General features: G+C 47.1%; 10 protein-coding genes, 1 tRNA gene and 3 rRNA genes. 7 read left to right on the top strand and 7 right to left on the bottom strand.

Annotated features, from left to right (window positions below; genetic code table 11):
* Positions 1-414, top strand: a 414-nt coding sequence (locus tag Q0614_RS01175; protein ID WP_298785909.1) for a hypothetical protein, incomplete at its 5' end; no start/stop codon positions are given.
* Here the strand turns inward: Q0614_RS01175 and rrf are convergent.
* The 6 genes from rrf to Q0614_RS01145 form a co-directional block, all read right to left on the bottom strand.
* A 5S ribosomal RNA gene (rrf, locus tag Q0614_RS01170) occupies positions 403-516 on the bottom strand. The two genes, Q0614_RS01175 and rrf, sit on opposite strands and share 12 nt — an antisense overlap.
* Positions 517-660: 144 nt before the next feature.
* Positions 661-4,139: ribosomal RNA gene (locus tag Q0614_RS01165) — 23S ribosomal RNA — on the bottom strand.
* 639 nt (positions 4,140-4,778) lie between these two features.
* Positions 4,779-4,854: transfer RNA gene (locus tag Q0614_RS01160), tRNA-Ala, on the bottom strand.
* Between the two features lie 339 nt (positions 4,855-5,193).
* A 16S ribosomal RNA gene (locus Q0614_RS01155) occupies positions 5,194-6,706 on the bottom strand.
* The 16S, 23S and 5S rRNA genes sit together here with 1 tRNA gene alongside, the layout of an rRNA operon.
* Positions 6,707-7,369: 663 nt before the next feature.
* Entirely contained in the window at positions 7,370-8,242 is an 873-nt protein-coding gene (gene sppA / locus Q0614_RS01150) for a signal peptide peptidase SppA (RefSeq protein ID WP_298785906.1), read from the bottom strand.
* Positions 8,230-9,447: a metal-dependent hydrolase gene (locus Q0614_RS01145; protein WP_298785905.1), complete on the bottom strand. Its 1,218-nt coding sequence runs from the start codon at positions 9,445-9,447 to the stop codon at positions 8,230-8,232. Before Q0614_RS01145 ends, sppA begins: the two co-directional genes overlap by 13 nt.
* A gap of 172 nt (positions 9,448-9,619) precedes the next feature.
* On the opposite strand from Q0614_RS01145, the gene aroQ reads away from it, so the two are divergent.
* The 6 genes from aroQ (at position 9,620) to mnmA (ending at position 14,589) form a co-directional block, all read left to right on the top strand.
* Positions 9,620-10,087 (top strand): type II 3-dehydroquinate dehydratase, encoded by a 468-nt coding sequence (aroQ, locus tag Q0614_RS01140; protein ID WP_297950960.1) that lies wholly within the window; start codon positions 9,620-9,622, stop codon positions 10,085-10,087.
* A gap of 13 nt (positions 10,088-10,100) precedes the next feature.
* Positions 10,101-11,132, top strand: a complete 1,032-nt coding sequence (locus Q0614_RS01135) for a M24 family metallopeptidase (RefSeq protein WP_298785904.1) — start codon at positions 10,101-10,103, stop codon at positions 11,130-11,132.
* Between the two features lie 5 nt (positions 11,133-11,137).
* Complete coding sequence (gene folK, locus Q0614_RS01130) at positions 11,138-11,674, top strand: 2-amino-4-hydroxy-6-hydroxymethyldihydropteridine diphosphokinase (RefSeq protein WP_298785903.1); 537 nt, start codon at positions 11,138-11,140, stop codon at positions 11,672-11,674.
* On the top strand, positions 11,656-12,840 hold the full coding sequence (locus Q0614_RS01125) for a P-loop NTPase (protein ID WP_298785901.1): 1,185 nt from the start codon (positions 11,656-11,658) through the stop codon (positions 12,838-12,840). The genes folK and Q0614_RS01125 overlap by 19 nt, the downstream gene beginning before the upstream one ends.
* Before the next feature lie 115 nt (positions 12,841-12,955).
* Positions 12,956-13,561, top strand: a complete 606-nt coding sequence (locus Q0614_RS01120) for a TIGR00730 family Rossman fold protein (protein WP_298102852.1) — start codon at positions 12,956-12,958, stop codon at positions 13,559-13,561.
* The gene (mnmA, locus tag Q0614_RS01115; RefSeq protein ID WP_298785899.1) at positions 13,558-14,589 is read left to right on the top strand and encodes a tRNA 2-thiouridine(34) synthase MnmA; all 1,032 of its coding nucleotides are present in this window, start codon (positions 13,558-13,560) and stop codon (positions 14,587-14,589) included. The genes Q0614_RS01120 and mnmA overlap by 4 nt, the downstream gene beginning before the upstream one ends.
* Positions 14,590-15,119: 530 nt before the next feature.
* Here mnmA and Q0614_RS01110 read toward each other — a convergent pair.
* A partial coding sequence (locus tag Q0614_RS01110) for a DKNYY domain-containing protein (RefSeq protein WP_298785898.1) occupies positions 15,120-16,077 on the bottom strand: 958 nt, incomplete at its 5' end.

The following is a 16,077-nucleotide window of genomic DNA, read 5'->3' as shown; positions in this document are numbered from 1 at the left end:
TTGACGGCGGCCAGCGACAGCGAGGCGGTCAGAACGGAGAGTGCGGCAAAGAGGAATTTTTTCATAAGGGCGTTTTCCTATCATTTCGTTAATATGGACGGCACCGCCGTGGAGGCGTTACCACTAAATATTTTATTATCATATGCTTCTCATCATTTTAATTCAAACAATTTTAAATATTTCCAACTTCACTATCCCCAAATGTATTTATTCTGCAACATTCTCCAACTTACTTCAATTCCGGAGCGGCCTCCTCCCACATCAATAAAGCCCATCCTTCTGCAACCGGATCATCCGGAATATTACCCCACTCCACCGCCGCCATACAGGGTAATGATATTCGCCAAACCGAAACAATACAAAGTAAAAGCCCCCGACATCTGTCGGGGGCTTAGGATAGGTGTTTGGCAGTGACCTACTTTCGCATGGAAGAACCACACTATCATCGGCGCTGAGTCGTTTCACGGTCCTGTTCGGGATGGGAAGGAGTGGATCCGCCTTGCTATGGTCATCAAGCTTTAACTTTTTGCAATAAAGAACGCTCAGAATGTTCGCATGATTTAAGCGCACTCATTGTCAATCCATAGAATTCTATCAGCATTCAATCATGACTGCACGCATCCGGCTCTTTCTTGATGCTTCATTGGGCATCAAAGTTATAGGGTCAAGCCTCACGAGCAATTAGTACTGGTTAGCTTAATGCATTGCTGCACTTCCACACCCAGCCTATCAACGTCCTGGTCTTGAACGACTCTTCAGGGGGATCAATCCCCGGCAGATCTCATCTTGAAACGAGTTTCCCGCTTAGATGCTTTCAGCGGTTATCTCTTCCGCACATAGCTACCCTGCGATGCCACTGGCGTGACAACAGGTACACCAGAGGTGCGTCCACTCCGGTCCTCTCGTACTAGGAGCAGGCTTTCTCAAATCTGCAACGCCCACGGAAGATAGGGACCAAACTGTCTCACGACGTTTTAAACCCAGCTCACGTACCACTTTAAATGGCGAACAGCCATACCCTTGGGACCGACTACAGCCCCAGGATGCGATGAGCCGACATCGAGGTGCCAAACCTCCCCGTCGATGTGAGCTCTTGGGGGAGATCAGCCTGTTATCCCCGGGGTACCTTTTATCCTTTGAGCGATGGCCCTTCCACACAGAACCACCGGATCACTAAGACCGACTTTCGTCTCTGCTCGACGTGTATGTCTCGCAGTTAAGCTGGCTTTTGCCTTTATACTCTACAAGCGATTTCCAACCGCTTTGAGCCAACCTTTGTAAGCCTCCGTTACATTTTGGGAGGCGACCGCCCCAGTCAAACTACCCACCAGACATTGTCCTACCTAAGGATAACTTAGGCTAGTTAGCTACCCGAATAAAGAAGAGTGGTATCTCAACAATGGCTCATCGTAAACCGAGATCTACGACTCAAAGCCTCCCACCTATCCTGCGCATCTTTATCCAAGTAGCAGTGTCAAGCTATAGTAAAGGTCCACGGGGTCTTTCCGTCTTGCCGCGGGTAGGAGGAATTTTCACCTCCACTACAATTTCACTGGATCCCTCTTTGAGACAGCTCCCATCTCGTTACGCCATTCATGCAGGTCGGTATTTAACCGACAAGGAATTTCGCTACCTTAGGACCGTTATAGTTACGGCCGCCGTTTACTCGGGCTTCGATCAGATGCTTTGCGTAAGCTAACATCATCAATTAACCTTCGAGCACCGGGCAGGCGTCACACCCTATACATCCTCTTACGAGTTAGCAGAGTGCTGTGTTTATGGTAAACAGTCGGGAGGGACTCTTTGTTGTAACCTTCTTCGCTTACGAAGTAAATTCTTAACGAAGCTAGGCACACCTTATACCGAAGATACGGTGCTATTTTGCAGAGTTCCTTAAAGAGAGTTCTTCCACGCGCCTTAGAATACTCATCCCACCCACCTGTGTCGGTTTACGGTACGGGCGATATCAGCTAAACTTAGAAACTTTTCTCGGCTCGATAGTATCATGGATTCTTCATCTACTCCGAAGAGCGTCAGAAGCCTTTCAGATCTCGGATAAAGAGTTACGGATTTGCCTATAACTCAACCTACTTCCTTAGACTAGCACTTCCATCCGCTAGCTCCACTAACTTTAAGCGTCCTTCCGTCGCACACTGATATCGGTATCGGAATATTAACCGATTTTCCATCGCATACCCCTTTCGGACTTTGCTTAGGACCCGACTAACCCTACGATGACGAGCATCGCGTAGGAAACCTTGGGTTTACGGCGAATACGATTCTCACGTATTTTATCGCTACTCATGCCTGCATGCTCACTTCCAACCGCTCCACCGCTCCTTACCGGTACGGCTTCGACGCTGATTGGAACGCTCTCCTACCACTTGCACTTAATGATTTATACTTTTCTTGCGGCTTTGTTTAAATTTAAAACTTAAGATATTTAAGAATTTATCCGATATCTTAAAGTTTTATTTGTCTTTCTTCGCTTCTTGGTTGTTAAATTGTAAATATCTAAATTGGGATTTTAAAATTCTAAGAAATTTTAAAATCAACAAAGTTTGAAATCTTTAAAATTTGAATATAGAAAGCGAAGTATTTTGGATGAGAAATTAATGTTGTGAAGATTTTTTCGATTGAGATAAGGCTTTTAGCCTATCGATTGAGAAAAAATCGAACTCATTAATTTATCGCCAAAAGACGAGCTAGTATAAATGATTAAGTGCAAGTCTAAAGCTTCGGTACTCATTTTAGCCCCGTTATATTTTCCGCGCAAAATCACTAGACCAGTGAGCTATTACGCTATCTTTAAAGGATGGCTGCTTCTAAGCCAACCTCCTGGTTGTTTCAGTAACTTCACATCGTTTTCCACTTAAATGAGATTTGGGGACCTTAGCTGTTAGTCCGGGTTGTTTCCCTCTTGACGACGGATTTTATCACTCGCCGCCTGACTGCCGTGGTTACGCTATAAGTATTCGGAGTTTGATAGGGTTTGGTACATTGGTGTATGCCCTAGCCCATTCAGTGCTCTACCCCTTATAACTACTACACGACGCTATACCTCAATATATTTCGGAGAGAACCAGCTATCACGATGTTTGATTGGCCTTTCACCCCTATCCACAAGTCATCCGGAGCCTTTTCAACGGCCGTCGGTTGGGTCCTCCACCGGCTCTTACACCGGCTTCAACCTGCTCATGGATAGATCACATCGTTTCGGGTCTGCAGCATCTGACTAATCGCCCTATTAAGACTCGCTTTCGCTACGGCTCCGGGTTTCCTTAACCTCGCCAGACACCACAACTCGCAGGCTCATTATGCAAAAGGCAGTCCATCACACTGCTATACTCATTAAAACTAATCGCTAATCGTTACTTCTAAAATTTAGACCATAAAATTCTATTTGTGTCATCTATGATGAAATTTTATTAGATCAAAATTTAGAATTTCAAATGCGCAGGATTTTTAGATGATTTTTTATGAAACAAGGCAAGGCTAGCCGGATCTGGCTGCCGCAGTCGCAGTTTCATAAAAAAGGGCTAAAAAGCCAAGCTGGATTAATTTTAAAGAGCATAGCATAGTGCTCTGAATGATTGTAAGCAAACGGTTTCAGGTTCTATTTCACTCGGCTCACCGCCGTTCTTTTCACCTTTCCCTCACGGTACTTGTACGCTATCGGTCTAGTAGTAGTATTTAGGGTTGGATCGTGGTCGACCCGGCTTCAGACAGGATTTCACGTGTCCCGTCCTACTCAGGATACCGCTAAGTAAGGATGTGATTTCATATACGGGAGTATCACCCTCTATGCCTAACCTTTCCAGATTGTTCTATTATCAGATCCTAGTCTATGTTGCGGTCCTACAACCCCACTAGTAAACTAGTGGTTTGCCCTCTTACGCGTTCGCTCGCCGCTACTAGCGTAATCTCTATTGATTTCTCTTCCTGCGGGTACTTAGATGTTTCAGTTCCCCGCGTTGGCTCCGTTAATGGTAACACATATCGCTATGTATTGGGTTGCCCCATTCAGAAATTCCCGGATCAAAGCCCCTTGACGGCTCCCCGAGACTTATCGCAGTCTGGCACGTCTTTCATCGCCTCTACTAGCCAAGGCATCCACCGTTCGCTCTTAGTAGCTTACCTTTTATATATTTTTTACTTCGCAGACCGGCAAAGCCGCTCTTTGCGACGGGGAGCTTCGCTCCCTCGACCCACCTAAAGCACAGCAACGCTTTCGGCGTTGCCGTAAAATTTCTATAAAAGAAATCATTTAGGATTAGATTCGTAAAAAATACTTAGACTATTTTTATTTATATATTCTAATTCGCATTACTTCCTTGTTAAAGATAAAATCGATCTAACTAAGCTAGTTGGTTTACGGATAAGCATTTTTGAATTGCTTTATCTTTAAAACCTAAGCGTTAAATTTATTCTATAGTATTTGATTAACTCGAATTAAGACGGAAAGAGATCAAACTTATAAAGTAAGTTAAGCTCTATAAGCGTGTATTGATCTTAGCTTTTAGCTTTGGATAACATAAAAAGCTAAAGGCTTGGCATCACTTCGAATAATCAAAGCTTTAACAAGTCCTGTAAAATTGTTTTATTAAAACTTGATTGTGACTTTAACAATGGTACTTTAAAGAACGTTTAGGGTAAACCTAAATAGAAAATTTTAAGTTATGATGCTTGATCAAATTTGTTAAATTTAATAAATCTTGATCTGTTTGAACTAGGCTTGGTTAAAATTCTCTATTTAGATCTACATTGCAAATATCTTATGGTGGAGAATAGCGGGATCGAACCGCTGACCTCCTGCGTGCAAAGCAGGCGCTCTCCCAGCTGAGCTAATTCCCCATCTTTGTTTATCTTTTTTCCTTATACTTCGTCAGTTTTTGCAAAAATCGGCGTCGCATATACCTAATACGCTGCTTGATTTTCTTAAAACTTCCTCGTCTAAGAAAAAAATCTAAACAGATCTATTTTAACAATATAAAATAGATTGTATTAAGCAGTTAATTCTTACTTCAATATATTAAGGAAAATAGCTTATAAATACAAGACTAAAATTTTAATCTTGTCCGTCAATCTCTCAAACCTAAACAAGCTCGATTGAGCATGCTTAGAGCTAAACATATGTTAGCGCTAAGGCTTTATGATAGATACCTTGTGAGAGGATATCTATTTGTACTCTAGAAAGGAGGTGATCCAACCGCAGGTTCTCCTACGGTTACCTTGTTACGACTTCACCCCAGTCGCTGATTCCACTGTGGAGGGTAGCGAATTTCGCATTCCCGCTTCGAGTGAAATCAACTCCCATGGTGTGACGGGCGGTGAGTACAAGACCCGGGAACGTATTCACCGTAGCATGGCTGATCTACGATTACTAGCGATTCCGGCTTCATGGAGTCGAGTTGCAGACTCCAATCCGAACTGGGACATATTTTTTAGATTTGCTCCATCTCGCGATATTGCGTCTTATTGTATATGCCATTGTAGCACGTGTGTCGCCCCGGACATAAGGGCCATGATGACTTGACGTCGTCCACACCTTCCTCCTTCTTACGAAGGCAGTCTCATTAGAGTGCTCGGCCGAACCGTTAGCAACTAATGACGTGGGTTGCGCTCGTTGCGGGACTTAACCCAACATCTCACGACACGAGCTGACGACAGCCGTGCAGCACCTGTCTTAACATTTCTGCAAGCAGACACTCTTCCATCTCTGGATGATTTGTTAGATATCAAGTCCGGGTAAGGTTCTTCGCGTATCTTCGAATTAAACCACATGCTCCACCGCTTGTGCGGGTCCCCGTCTATTCCTTTGAGTTTTAATCTTGCGACCGTACTCCCCAGGCGGTATACTTAATCCGTTAGGTGGATTACTGCCGTGACTAGCACAGCAACAACCGGTATACATCGTTTAGGGCGTGGACTACCAGGGTATCTAATCCTGTTTGCTCCCCACGCTTTCACGCATTAGCGTCAGTTAAGTTCCAGCAGATCGCTTTCGCAATAGGTATTCTTCTTGATATCTACGGATTTTACCCCTACACCAAGAATTCCATCTGCCTCTCCCTTACTCTAGATTATCAGTTTCCCAAGCAGTTTAACGGTTAAGCCGTTAGATTTCACAAGAGACTTGATAATCCGCCTACGCGTCCTTTACGCCCAGTGATTCCGAGTAACGCTTGCACCCTCCGTATTACCGCGGCTGCTGGCACGGAGTTAGCCGGTGCTTATTCGTTAGGTACCGTCATTATTCTTCCCCAACAAAAGGAGTTTACGCTCCGAAAAGTGTCATCCTCCACGCGGCGTTGCTGCGTCAGGGTTTCCCCCATTGCGCAATATTCCCTACTGCTGCCTCCCGTAGGAGTTTGGACCGTGTCTCAGTTCCAATGTGACTGATCATCCTCTCAGACCAGTTACGCGTCATAGCCTCGGTAGGCCGTTACCCCACCGACTAGCTGATACGATATAGTCTCATCCCTTGCCGAAATTCTTTCCCGATTTATCTTATGGTAAAAAGGAGTATGGAGTATTAGCAGTCATTTCTAACTGTTGTCCTCCAGCAAGGGGCAGATTAGCTATATATTACTCACCCGTGCGCCACTAAATTTAAAAGAGCAAGCTCTTTTAAATTCCGTTCGACTTGCATGTATTAGGCACGCCGCCAGCGTTCACTCTGAGCCAGGATCAAACTCTCCATATTTATACTTCTCGCAACGGCAAAGCCGTTACTGCGAGCGGGAGCTTTCGCTCCCTGCACCCACCTAAAGTTACAAAGATTTATTCGAAACTTCGTTTCTCATAAATCATAAATCTCTAAGGATAGCATTAATAAGACCAAAGCTAAGCTTCGGTCTTATTCTGCGTCTTAATTTAATCTATGATTTAAACTCTTTATACTTATACAGGTAGATGCGATTATGAAGTTTTTAATCTAAAAACTTTATGTTTTTGTAACATTGTTTTTATGGATTTAAATCCTTTAAGGGATCTAAATCCATAGGCTCAATCGATCACTTGTTTAGATTTCAAAGATTGACTAAAGATATTTGTTTTTAACAGTTAAAATTTTAAAAAACGCGTTCGCTAAAAGGCTAAAACTACTAGGACTTAAGAGTTAAGAAAGCAGGTTCGGCTCGGTGCGAAACAGAATTGTGATTATACAAGAGTGATGCTTAAAGGGGGCTGAATAATTGGTAGAAAAATGAGGAGTTCTTAAACGAAGAAAAAATTCATAAAGAGATAAAATTTTAAAGAAACGCCAAATGAAAAAGCGAGGAAATTTAAAAGTAATCAAACCCAATATAGCTTCTGCATACAAAATTCTACTCTTTCAATTCCCTCATAATTTAAAATTTCTAAAATTCTAATACGCCATCAGCTTCGCGCCGAACGCCCCGCGGACCAAACTCTCGCTTTTATTTGCTAGCTTATCCATCATCTTTTCATACGCAGAAGGCTCCTGCCAGATCGGATCTGCTACGCCGCTAGCCTTTATGAGCGCGCTTTTAGCGTCCTCCAAAGAGCCTACCTCGTCGATGAGTCCGACGCCTTTGGCGCCGCTAGCCAAAAATACTCGTGCATTCGCCCACGTATCGCGCTTCCTAAGATCCAGCGAGCGCGCCTGCGCCACTTCGCGCGTGAATAGCTCGTAACTCTCATCCACCAGAGCTTGCAGGCTCGCGCGCTCCGCGTCGCTCCATTTTCGCATCATCGTGCCCGCCTCTTTGAGCTCGCCCGCTTTGACGATCTGTTCGGCAAACCCCAATTTAGCGGCCGCTTCGCTCACATCTAAGCCCTGCATAATCACGCCGATAGAGCCGATGAAGCTGCCCGGATTTGCGTAAATTTTACTCGCCCACACGCCGCCTAGGTAGCTGCCGCTCGCCATCGTGCCCTTGGCGTAGGCGACAACCGGCTTGCGCGAGTTTAGGGATTTGATAGCCAGCGAAATTTCCACGCTCGGGCTTAGCGCGCCGCCGGGACTGTCGATCAGCAGAAGCACCCCCTTAATCGCCTCGTCGTTTTTCAGAGTTTCGATCTTTTCTAAAATTTCGCTATCGTCCATTATCGCGCCACTTAGCGAAAGCTGAGCGAGATTTGCGCCCTTTTGTTGCGCGCTTTCGCCGCCTGCGAAAATCAAAAACAAAATAAGCAGAAAAATCAGGGATTTAAAGTATTTGTTGATAAACCCGAGCACGGCGCCGATCGGCGCAAAGATATTCTTTAGAAATTGCATTTCATTCCTTCGATAAAAAGTAATTTTACGTTTTTGCTCTGCAAAATGAGCTGTAGCGGCAGCTGATCCTCATCGCACTCAATGCCTTCAAAAACGGCGATATCGGCGAGCTTGCCGGCTTTCAGCTCGCCCAAGCTTAGCCCCAGCGCTGCAGCAGCGTTTTTTGTTGCGCCTAAAATTAGCGCTCGCGCCAGTTCCGTCAAGCCCAGCTCGTCGTGCATCATTAAATTTGCGCGCAGCTCGTCTAAAAAGCTTAGGCTAAAATTCGAGCTAAGCCCGTCGGTAGCGATGTTGTAATTAAGCCCGCTTGCGAGCAGCTTTTTAAAGCTTAGCCGCTTTTTGCTAAGCAGGCGGTTGGAGCGCGCGCAGTGCGTGATCGAGTGAAGCTTCGGATCAAGGATGCTAAAATCATCCACCCAAACGCAATGCGTAAAAAGCGTGCGAAGCCCGCTAAAATGCGCTACGAAGCTCTGCGGCGAGTAAAAAGGCGCAGGCGTTGGGTTAAATTTAGCAAGCCAAGTTTTAAATTTACCGCGACCCGTACGCAGCCACTGCCGCTCATACGCGCTCTCCATAAAATGCGTGCTTATAGCAAGCTCGTTTTCGCGGGCAAGCTTCGTCGCAAACTCCGTAATCTGCGGGTGCGTCGAGTACGGCGAGTGCACCGACACGGCGGGGATAAAAAGCGAGCTTGCAAGCGCCTTTGAGCGCTCAAAACGCTGCTTAAATTTCAAAATATTCTCCGCCGTAGCGTCCTTGCTCGCGCCTAAAATTTCATTGAAAAACACGGTTCTAATGCCGCTTTGCGCGCAAGCTTCAGCCTCGCTGCCGAAGCTTGAAATTTCGCCGATCGTGCCCACGCCGCTTCGCATCATCGCGGCGATCTGCTCCGTGATCAACCGTCCGCGAGCTGCGGCGTCCAGCTCCTGCCTTGAGGCGATGACGCTGCCTAGCCAGTCCAAAAAATCGCCGTAATGCAGCGTGCCTTTGTTTGCGCTAAATTCCAAATGCACGTGCGGGTTTATAAACGCAGGCATCGCTATATCGCCGCTAAAGTCCAAAATTTCGGCTTGCGGGTATTTGCGCGCCGCACTCGCAAAGGCGCAGACCTCGATTATTTTCTCGTCAAAGACGATCGCGCCCTCTTTTAAAATTTTGAAATTCTCATCGCAGGCAAGAATCCACTTCGCCCTTAAAATTCTCATCGTTTTCCTTATCTAAAACAGCGCGTGATTTTAGCATAAAATTCTATTTCGCGCTAAATTTAGAGATAAAATTTTATCGCTTGGGCTTGAGCGGGCAAATTTGGCGCCATAGTAAAAAATAAGCTCGCTTTGGTTATAATTTTTGCTTAAATTTCAAAACAAGGACGTAAAAATGAAAATTATGGTGATTCAAGGACCGAATATCAATATGCTTGGTATGCGCGAGCCCGCTATTTACGGGGTTATGAAGATGGAGGACATCCATAAACAGATGAAGGCAGTCGCCGATCAGAGCGGCAACGAGATCGAGTTTTTTCAGAGCAATTTCGAAGGCGAGATCGTCGATAAGATCCAAGAGTGCTTCGGCACCTGCGACGGCATCATCATCAATCCCGCCGCCTACACGCACACTTCGCTCGCTATCCGCGATGCACTCGCCGCAGTCAGCCTACCCGTGATCGAAGTGCATATCTCAAACATCGCTCGCAGGGAGGAGCTTAGACAAAAAAGCCTAATAGCGCCCGTGACTGCGGGTCAGATCATCGGTTTCGGTCCCGTGGGATACCATCTGGCGATGATCGGAATGATTCAAATTTTTGAGCAGATCAAGGCAGCCAGAGCCGAGCAGAAAGCCGAGTAGGACCGGGTTAAATTTGAAAAATTTTATCTTAAAGGACGAAAACGCTGTTTACCACGAGTGCGGATACAGCTGCGACAACGCGATATTTTTGAGTCTCGCGGGGCGCAAATTTTTCCTTACCGACGCGCGTTATAGCATCGAGGCGCGCGAGTTTTGCAAAGATACCGAAGTGATCGAGGTCGAGCGAAATTTGATAAAAGACGCGCGGCTGTTTTTGCGAAAGGCGGGCGTAAAGGAGCTTACGTATAACCCGTACGATTTTAGCGTGGGCGAGTGGGGGGCGCTTAGCAAAGGGCTTGGGATAAGATTTAAGGCACGCGCGAATTTTTCGCAAATTTCGCGCATAATAAAATCAGAGGATGAGATAAAAATTTTAAAGCAAGCGGCGCAGCTAGGTGCGGAGAGGTTTGACGAATTTGCCGCCTTCGTGCGCGCTAGCGGCGAAGGGATGAGCGAGGAGGAGCTGTTTTTTAACGCCGAGCTCATCTTTAAGAAAAAGGGCGAGCTAGCGCTTAGCTTTTCGCCTATCGTCGCGATCAATGAAAACGCCGCTAAAGCGCACGCTCTGCCGAGCAAAAAGCGGCTACAGCAGGGCGATTTACTCCTGCTTGACGCGGGGGTTAAATTTAATCGCTACTGCTCCGATAGGACGCGTACGGCGTGCTTTGACGAAAATTTTAACTTCGGCAAAGAGCAAAATTTTAGAAACGCCAAGCGACAAGAAATTTACGAGATCGTAAAAGAGGCGCAAGCTCTGGCAATCGCTGCAGTCATGCCTGGCAAAAAGGCGCGCGAGATCGACGCGGCGGCTAGGGATTTTATCGCCGCCCAGGGCTTTGGCAAGGCGTTTTTCCATAGCACGGGACACGGCGTCGGAGTCGATATCCACGAGCTTCCGTTCATCTCAAAGCGCGGAGATACCGTGCTAAAAGAGGGGATGGTCTTTAGCGTGGAGCCGGGGATTTACCTGCCCGGCGAGTTTGGCGTGCGTATCGAGGATGTCGTGGTCGTACGCGAAAACGGGGCTGAAATTTTAAGCGAGTAGACCCAATGAATGTGCGACTTAAGAAAAACGGATTTTACGAGTGCGCGGACGCGCTATGCGTCGTAAAAAGCGCAGTTTTCTCGATGAGGCGCCGCGAGCGCGGAAATTTTAAAAATTTATACCTGCTTGGACTCGGCGGGAATTTAGGAGATGTCAAGCGGCGCTTCGAGCGATTTTATCGCGTTTTACAGAGCGATACGCGCTTTTTCGTAGCGCAAAATTCCCCGATCTTAAAAAACAGGCCGTTCGGCTTTTTAGATCAGCCCGATTTTTTAAACGCCGTAATGCTAGTGCAAAGCTCTCTGCCGCCGCTTACATTGCTTAAGATTATGCAGCGCGCGGAGCTACGATTTGGGCGCAAACGAAGTTTCAAAAACGCGCCGCGCACGCTGGACGTGGATATTTTATACGCAAGCGCAAAAGTAAGGCCTGGCAGCAGGCTGGCTCTGCCGCATCCCGGAGTAAACGAGCGCATAAGCGTGATTTTGCCGCTTGGAACGATGAAATTTAAAAGAGGACTGATATGCAAAATAAAATCGTAAATTTTTTAAGCGCCAAGGGCGGAGTCGGCAAGAGCGTGATTGCAGCAAATTTCGCCGAAATTCTAAGCGAGCAGGGCTACCGCACGGCGATCATAGAAGCGCCAAATTTAAACAATCAAGAGATCATCTTAAACGCTTTGCAAAGAAAGAGGATTTCGCTGCCAAGCGCCGTCGCGGTAAAAATTTCTCAAAATTTAACGCTCGTTTCGCCCGCGCTTGCTTCACAAAATCCCGCGTCCTCGCAAAATTCTATCAGAAACGCAAGCTCTAGCGCGGACGATTACGTCATGCAAAATTCTACGGATAGCGCGCAAGACTCGCAAGACGACGAAAGTAGCGGCTCGCACAATTACGCGCAAAAGCTCACGAGCTCTGATGGCAAAAATAACTCAGAAAATTTCGCCGCTTCAAATTCAATAGCAAGCGCTGCAAAAAATTCTACGAATTGTGCAGCCAAAAAGCCGCAAAATTGCGAAGATGGATGGAATTTTACAGAATCAGAAAGTCTAGAGAATTTTAAAAGCGACGATTTCACCAAACAAAATTCAATCCCTGACGAGAATTCTCAAAATTCCGCAAGTGAAGATGAAATGAAAAATTCTGCCCGCTCATCAAATTCCGAAAAAGCCGGAAATTCCGCAAACGCAAAGGCTCACGAAAGCCCCGCTCGCTTCGCAAGCGAGCTGAAAGAGGCGGGAATCTTCGATTTTATTTTGATCGATGCGGGGCTTGAGTATCTTGGAGATTTTTTGAGCATCGGCGACGAAAATATCGTGCTGTGTGCGAACGAGCCCTGCTCGATCAGCAATACCTACGCGCTTTTAAAGACGCTTGGAGCTAGCAAAAAAGAGGTTTTGTTTTTGCTAAATTTCACCGCGAGCGAGGATGATGCCGTGATGATTTACGAAAATCTAAAGTCGGTTGCGCACCGCAATATAAGCGAACTGGGCTTTAAACTGCTAGGCTTTGTGCCGTTTTGCAAACAAGTAGCCGTCTGCTCACAAAATCGCGCGCTTTTTAACTCGCACTATCCGTTTTCGCCCGCTACCATCGCGCTTAGACAGAGCGTCTCGCGATTTTTGAGCAAGCAGGGCTGCGAGCCGATCGATATGAACGCTTACCGCGGCGTCGGCGGATTCTTACGAAAGCTTAGCAACCTAGTATGATTTACGATGAGATTTTAAATCACGTAAATTCTACTATTTTAAACGAAATTTTAAAAATTTAATGCTATTCTTAAAGTTAAAATTTTAAATAATATACATAAAAGATAGATTAATCATGCAATTAAAAGAAATTTTAAAAGACATCAAAATCGCCCGCGACAATCTCAAAAACGTGGGCAAAAGCGCCACGATCTTTGGCTCGGCGCGCTTTAGCGAGGACAATCGCTACGTAAAAGACGCGCAAACCCTCTGCGCTGCGCTTGCGGATATGGGATACGCGATCATCACGGGCGGCGGTGGTGGGATTATGCTGGGCGCGAACAAAGGCGCTTTCTCGCGCGCGAAAACGCACAGCGTGGGCTTTAACATCATGCTACCGTTTGAGCAAAAAAGCAACGGCTTTTTGACGCAGGGCGCGAAATTTTCGGCATTTGCACCGCGCAAAGGCGCACTTATCGAAAACAGCGAAATTTTCGTCATCTTTCCAGGCGGCTTTGGTACGCTGGATGAGTTTTTTGAAATTTTAGTGCTGGTGCAGACGGGCTTTAAGCGCGCGCAGATCTATCTTTACGACGAGGAATTCTACGCGCCGCTAATGAAGTTTTTCCGCACTTCACTGCTAAAATCTGGTGCGATAAACGAAAGCGATCTGCAAAATTTCATGCTCTGCGACAGCGTGGATGAAATTTTAACGGATGTGCGACGTAAGGAGAACGAATGAAAATTTTAGTCGCGATGAGCGGCGGCGTGGATAGCTCGATGTGCGCGAAGCTGCTGCAGGATGCAGGGCACGAGGTGCAGGGCTGCTATATGAAATTGCACGCAAAGCCGGGCTATCACGAAGCAAACATCGCCAAAGTCCGCAAGGTGGGCGAGTTTTTAGGCATAAAAATCCATATTTTGGATCTGCAGGATGATTTTAACCGCGACGTTTACGAGCCCTTCGTGCAGGCATATATCGGCGGTCTTACGCCAAATCCGTGCGCGCTGTGTAACCGCCGTATAAAGCTCGGCAAGCTTTTGGAATTTGCGCGCGAGCAGGGCTTTGAGCGCCTAGCTACGGGGCATTACGTCCGCATCAAGGACGGGCTTTTAAAAGCCGCTGTAGATCTTAGCAAAGATCAGAGCTATTTTTTAGCAAATATCGATCCCACCGCGCTTGAGTTCATGCTCTTTCCGCTTGGGGGGATGTATAAAAAGGACGTCAAAGAGGCCGCGCGCGCCTATACGGAGCTTTCGCAGATCGCTTCTGCGAGCGAAAGCAGCGAGATCTGCTTTGTGGACACCACCTACATCGACGTTTTGAACCGTCATACGGGCACCAAAATGCCCGGTATCGTGCGCGACCGCGCGGGCAACGCCATCGGCACTCACGAGGGCTACATGCACTACACGATCGGCAAGCGCCGCGGTTTTACGGTCCACGGCGCGCATGAGCCGCACTTCGTGCTAAGCATCGACCCGCACAAAAACGAGATCGTCGTGGGCTGCAAGGAGGAGCTGGCAACCTACGAGTTCGACACCGAAAATTTCAACGCCTTTTTAAGCAGGGATGAAATTTTAAATATGCCGGGTCTCGGCGTTAAGATCCGCTACCGCAGCGCCAAACTCCCCGTTAAAATTTCGCCGCGTGAGGACGGCGGCGTGCATGCCGTGCTGTCCGCACCCGCAGCAGGCATTGCTCCTGCACAGCTCGCGGTTTTTTACGACGAGCGCGACCGCGTAGTGGCAAGCGGATTTATAAAATAACGTTTCTCGCATCCTATGCTCGCTTTTGGCGCCGCTTGGGGCTCGTCTGCTCGCAAAACGGCGCTTTGATCGCGCCGCTCGATCTGCACTCACTCTGTTAAATTTCATATCGGAGTAAGATATTTGCGCTTTTGAATCCAAGCTCTTAAATTTTATCCAGTAAGCTTCAGCGCGCAAATTTTATGCGTGTAACTTTGCGATTGAGGCTTTTAAATTTACGCTCTGCCGCTGTGTTGCCTGCACTGCTAGCGAAATTTTAGGAAAGCTGTAGCACTAAAATAAAATTTACGGCGACGCCTTATCTAAGCACGCCGCGACGCAAAAATCGCAACCGATACAAAATATTTCGCACGCCGTCGCGACAGCGCGAAACGAAATTTGCGCGCTCCCTCTAAAGGAATTTGCGATGAAATTTCTAAACCTACGCTAGAGCCCACGACTACATTTAAATTTTAAAAATTTATGCCGAAATAAAATCAAATTTTAAAATTTAGCAGCGCTTTCTGCGCTCGAATTGTGCTCAAATCGCCCTAAAATTCCACTCGCGTCTTTACCTCGAAAAGTAGCTCGCCGTCCACCGCCTCAAGCCCGCCGCTCTTTATCATCTCGCGAATTTTATCCGTGCCGAGGCTCTGTTTTTGAAGCAAAATTTCAACCAAATCTAGATCCCTGATCTCATAAATACACCGATCTATCAGCTGCGAAGAGCCCAGATCGTCGAAGTAGAAAAATCGCCCGCCGTTTGAATACACCCAGCCGTATAGCCCGCCGTGCACGCCGCCTACCCTGCGCCACTCATGCGGCAGCTCGAGCGCGAAAAGTCCGCTTTTGCGAGCGACCAGCCTACGAGTGCTGCGGCCGCCGCCCCAAACTTCGGCGCCTTCTAAAAAATATATCCGCTCACCGCTTTGAAAAACGCTGCCGCTAAGCGCGCGGATCTCGCCCGAAAAAGGGTTATCTCCCGCGCGCTTTTGCTTTCCGTCGTTCTCGTCGAAATAATAGATGCCGCCTGGAGAGGCAAAAAACAGATGATTTGAGTGCGCAAGCTGCCTATTTAGCGGAATATAGGGCGCTGCGGCGGGGTCAAATTTCAGATCGTTCGCAAAAACGTCGCCGCCTTTCGCATCCCACAAAAAATAGCTCAACCACTGCCTCAAAAGTTCGTAATGACCGCCGTTATCGCGCGCGTCAAGGCGTAGATTTTTAAAATACACGCTCGCGCCATCCGCGGTATAAACGCCGCTAGCCCTTCCGTCAGAGCCTTTTATAGCCTGCAGGTTCGCAGCATCGGCGCCCGCTAAAACCTCTCCCTTATAAAACGCGCGCGAGCCATCCGCAGCGTAATACAAACCCGTGATTTGGCGCAGATCCGTAGCGTCCATTCGTTGAAATTTATAGAGGTAGCTTTGCGGCTTGGGCGCATCCCAAAAAATATGCGCCAAGGTTTGATAAGTGAGTTTAAGCGCTCCCAGCGCCTCGTTCCACACC

The organism is uncultured Campylobacter sp., from assembly GCF_937997595.1.
Lineage (GTDB): Bacteria > Campylobacterota > Campylobacteria > Campylobacterales > Campylobacteraceae > Campylobacter_B.
The sequence above is the reverse complement of the archived record's forward strand: the minus strand, read 5'-3'. Positions and strand labels throughout refer to the sequence as shown.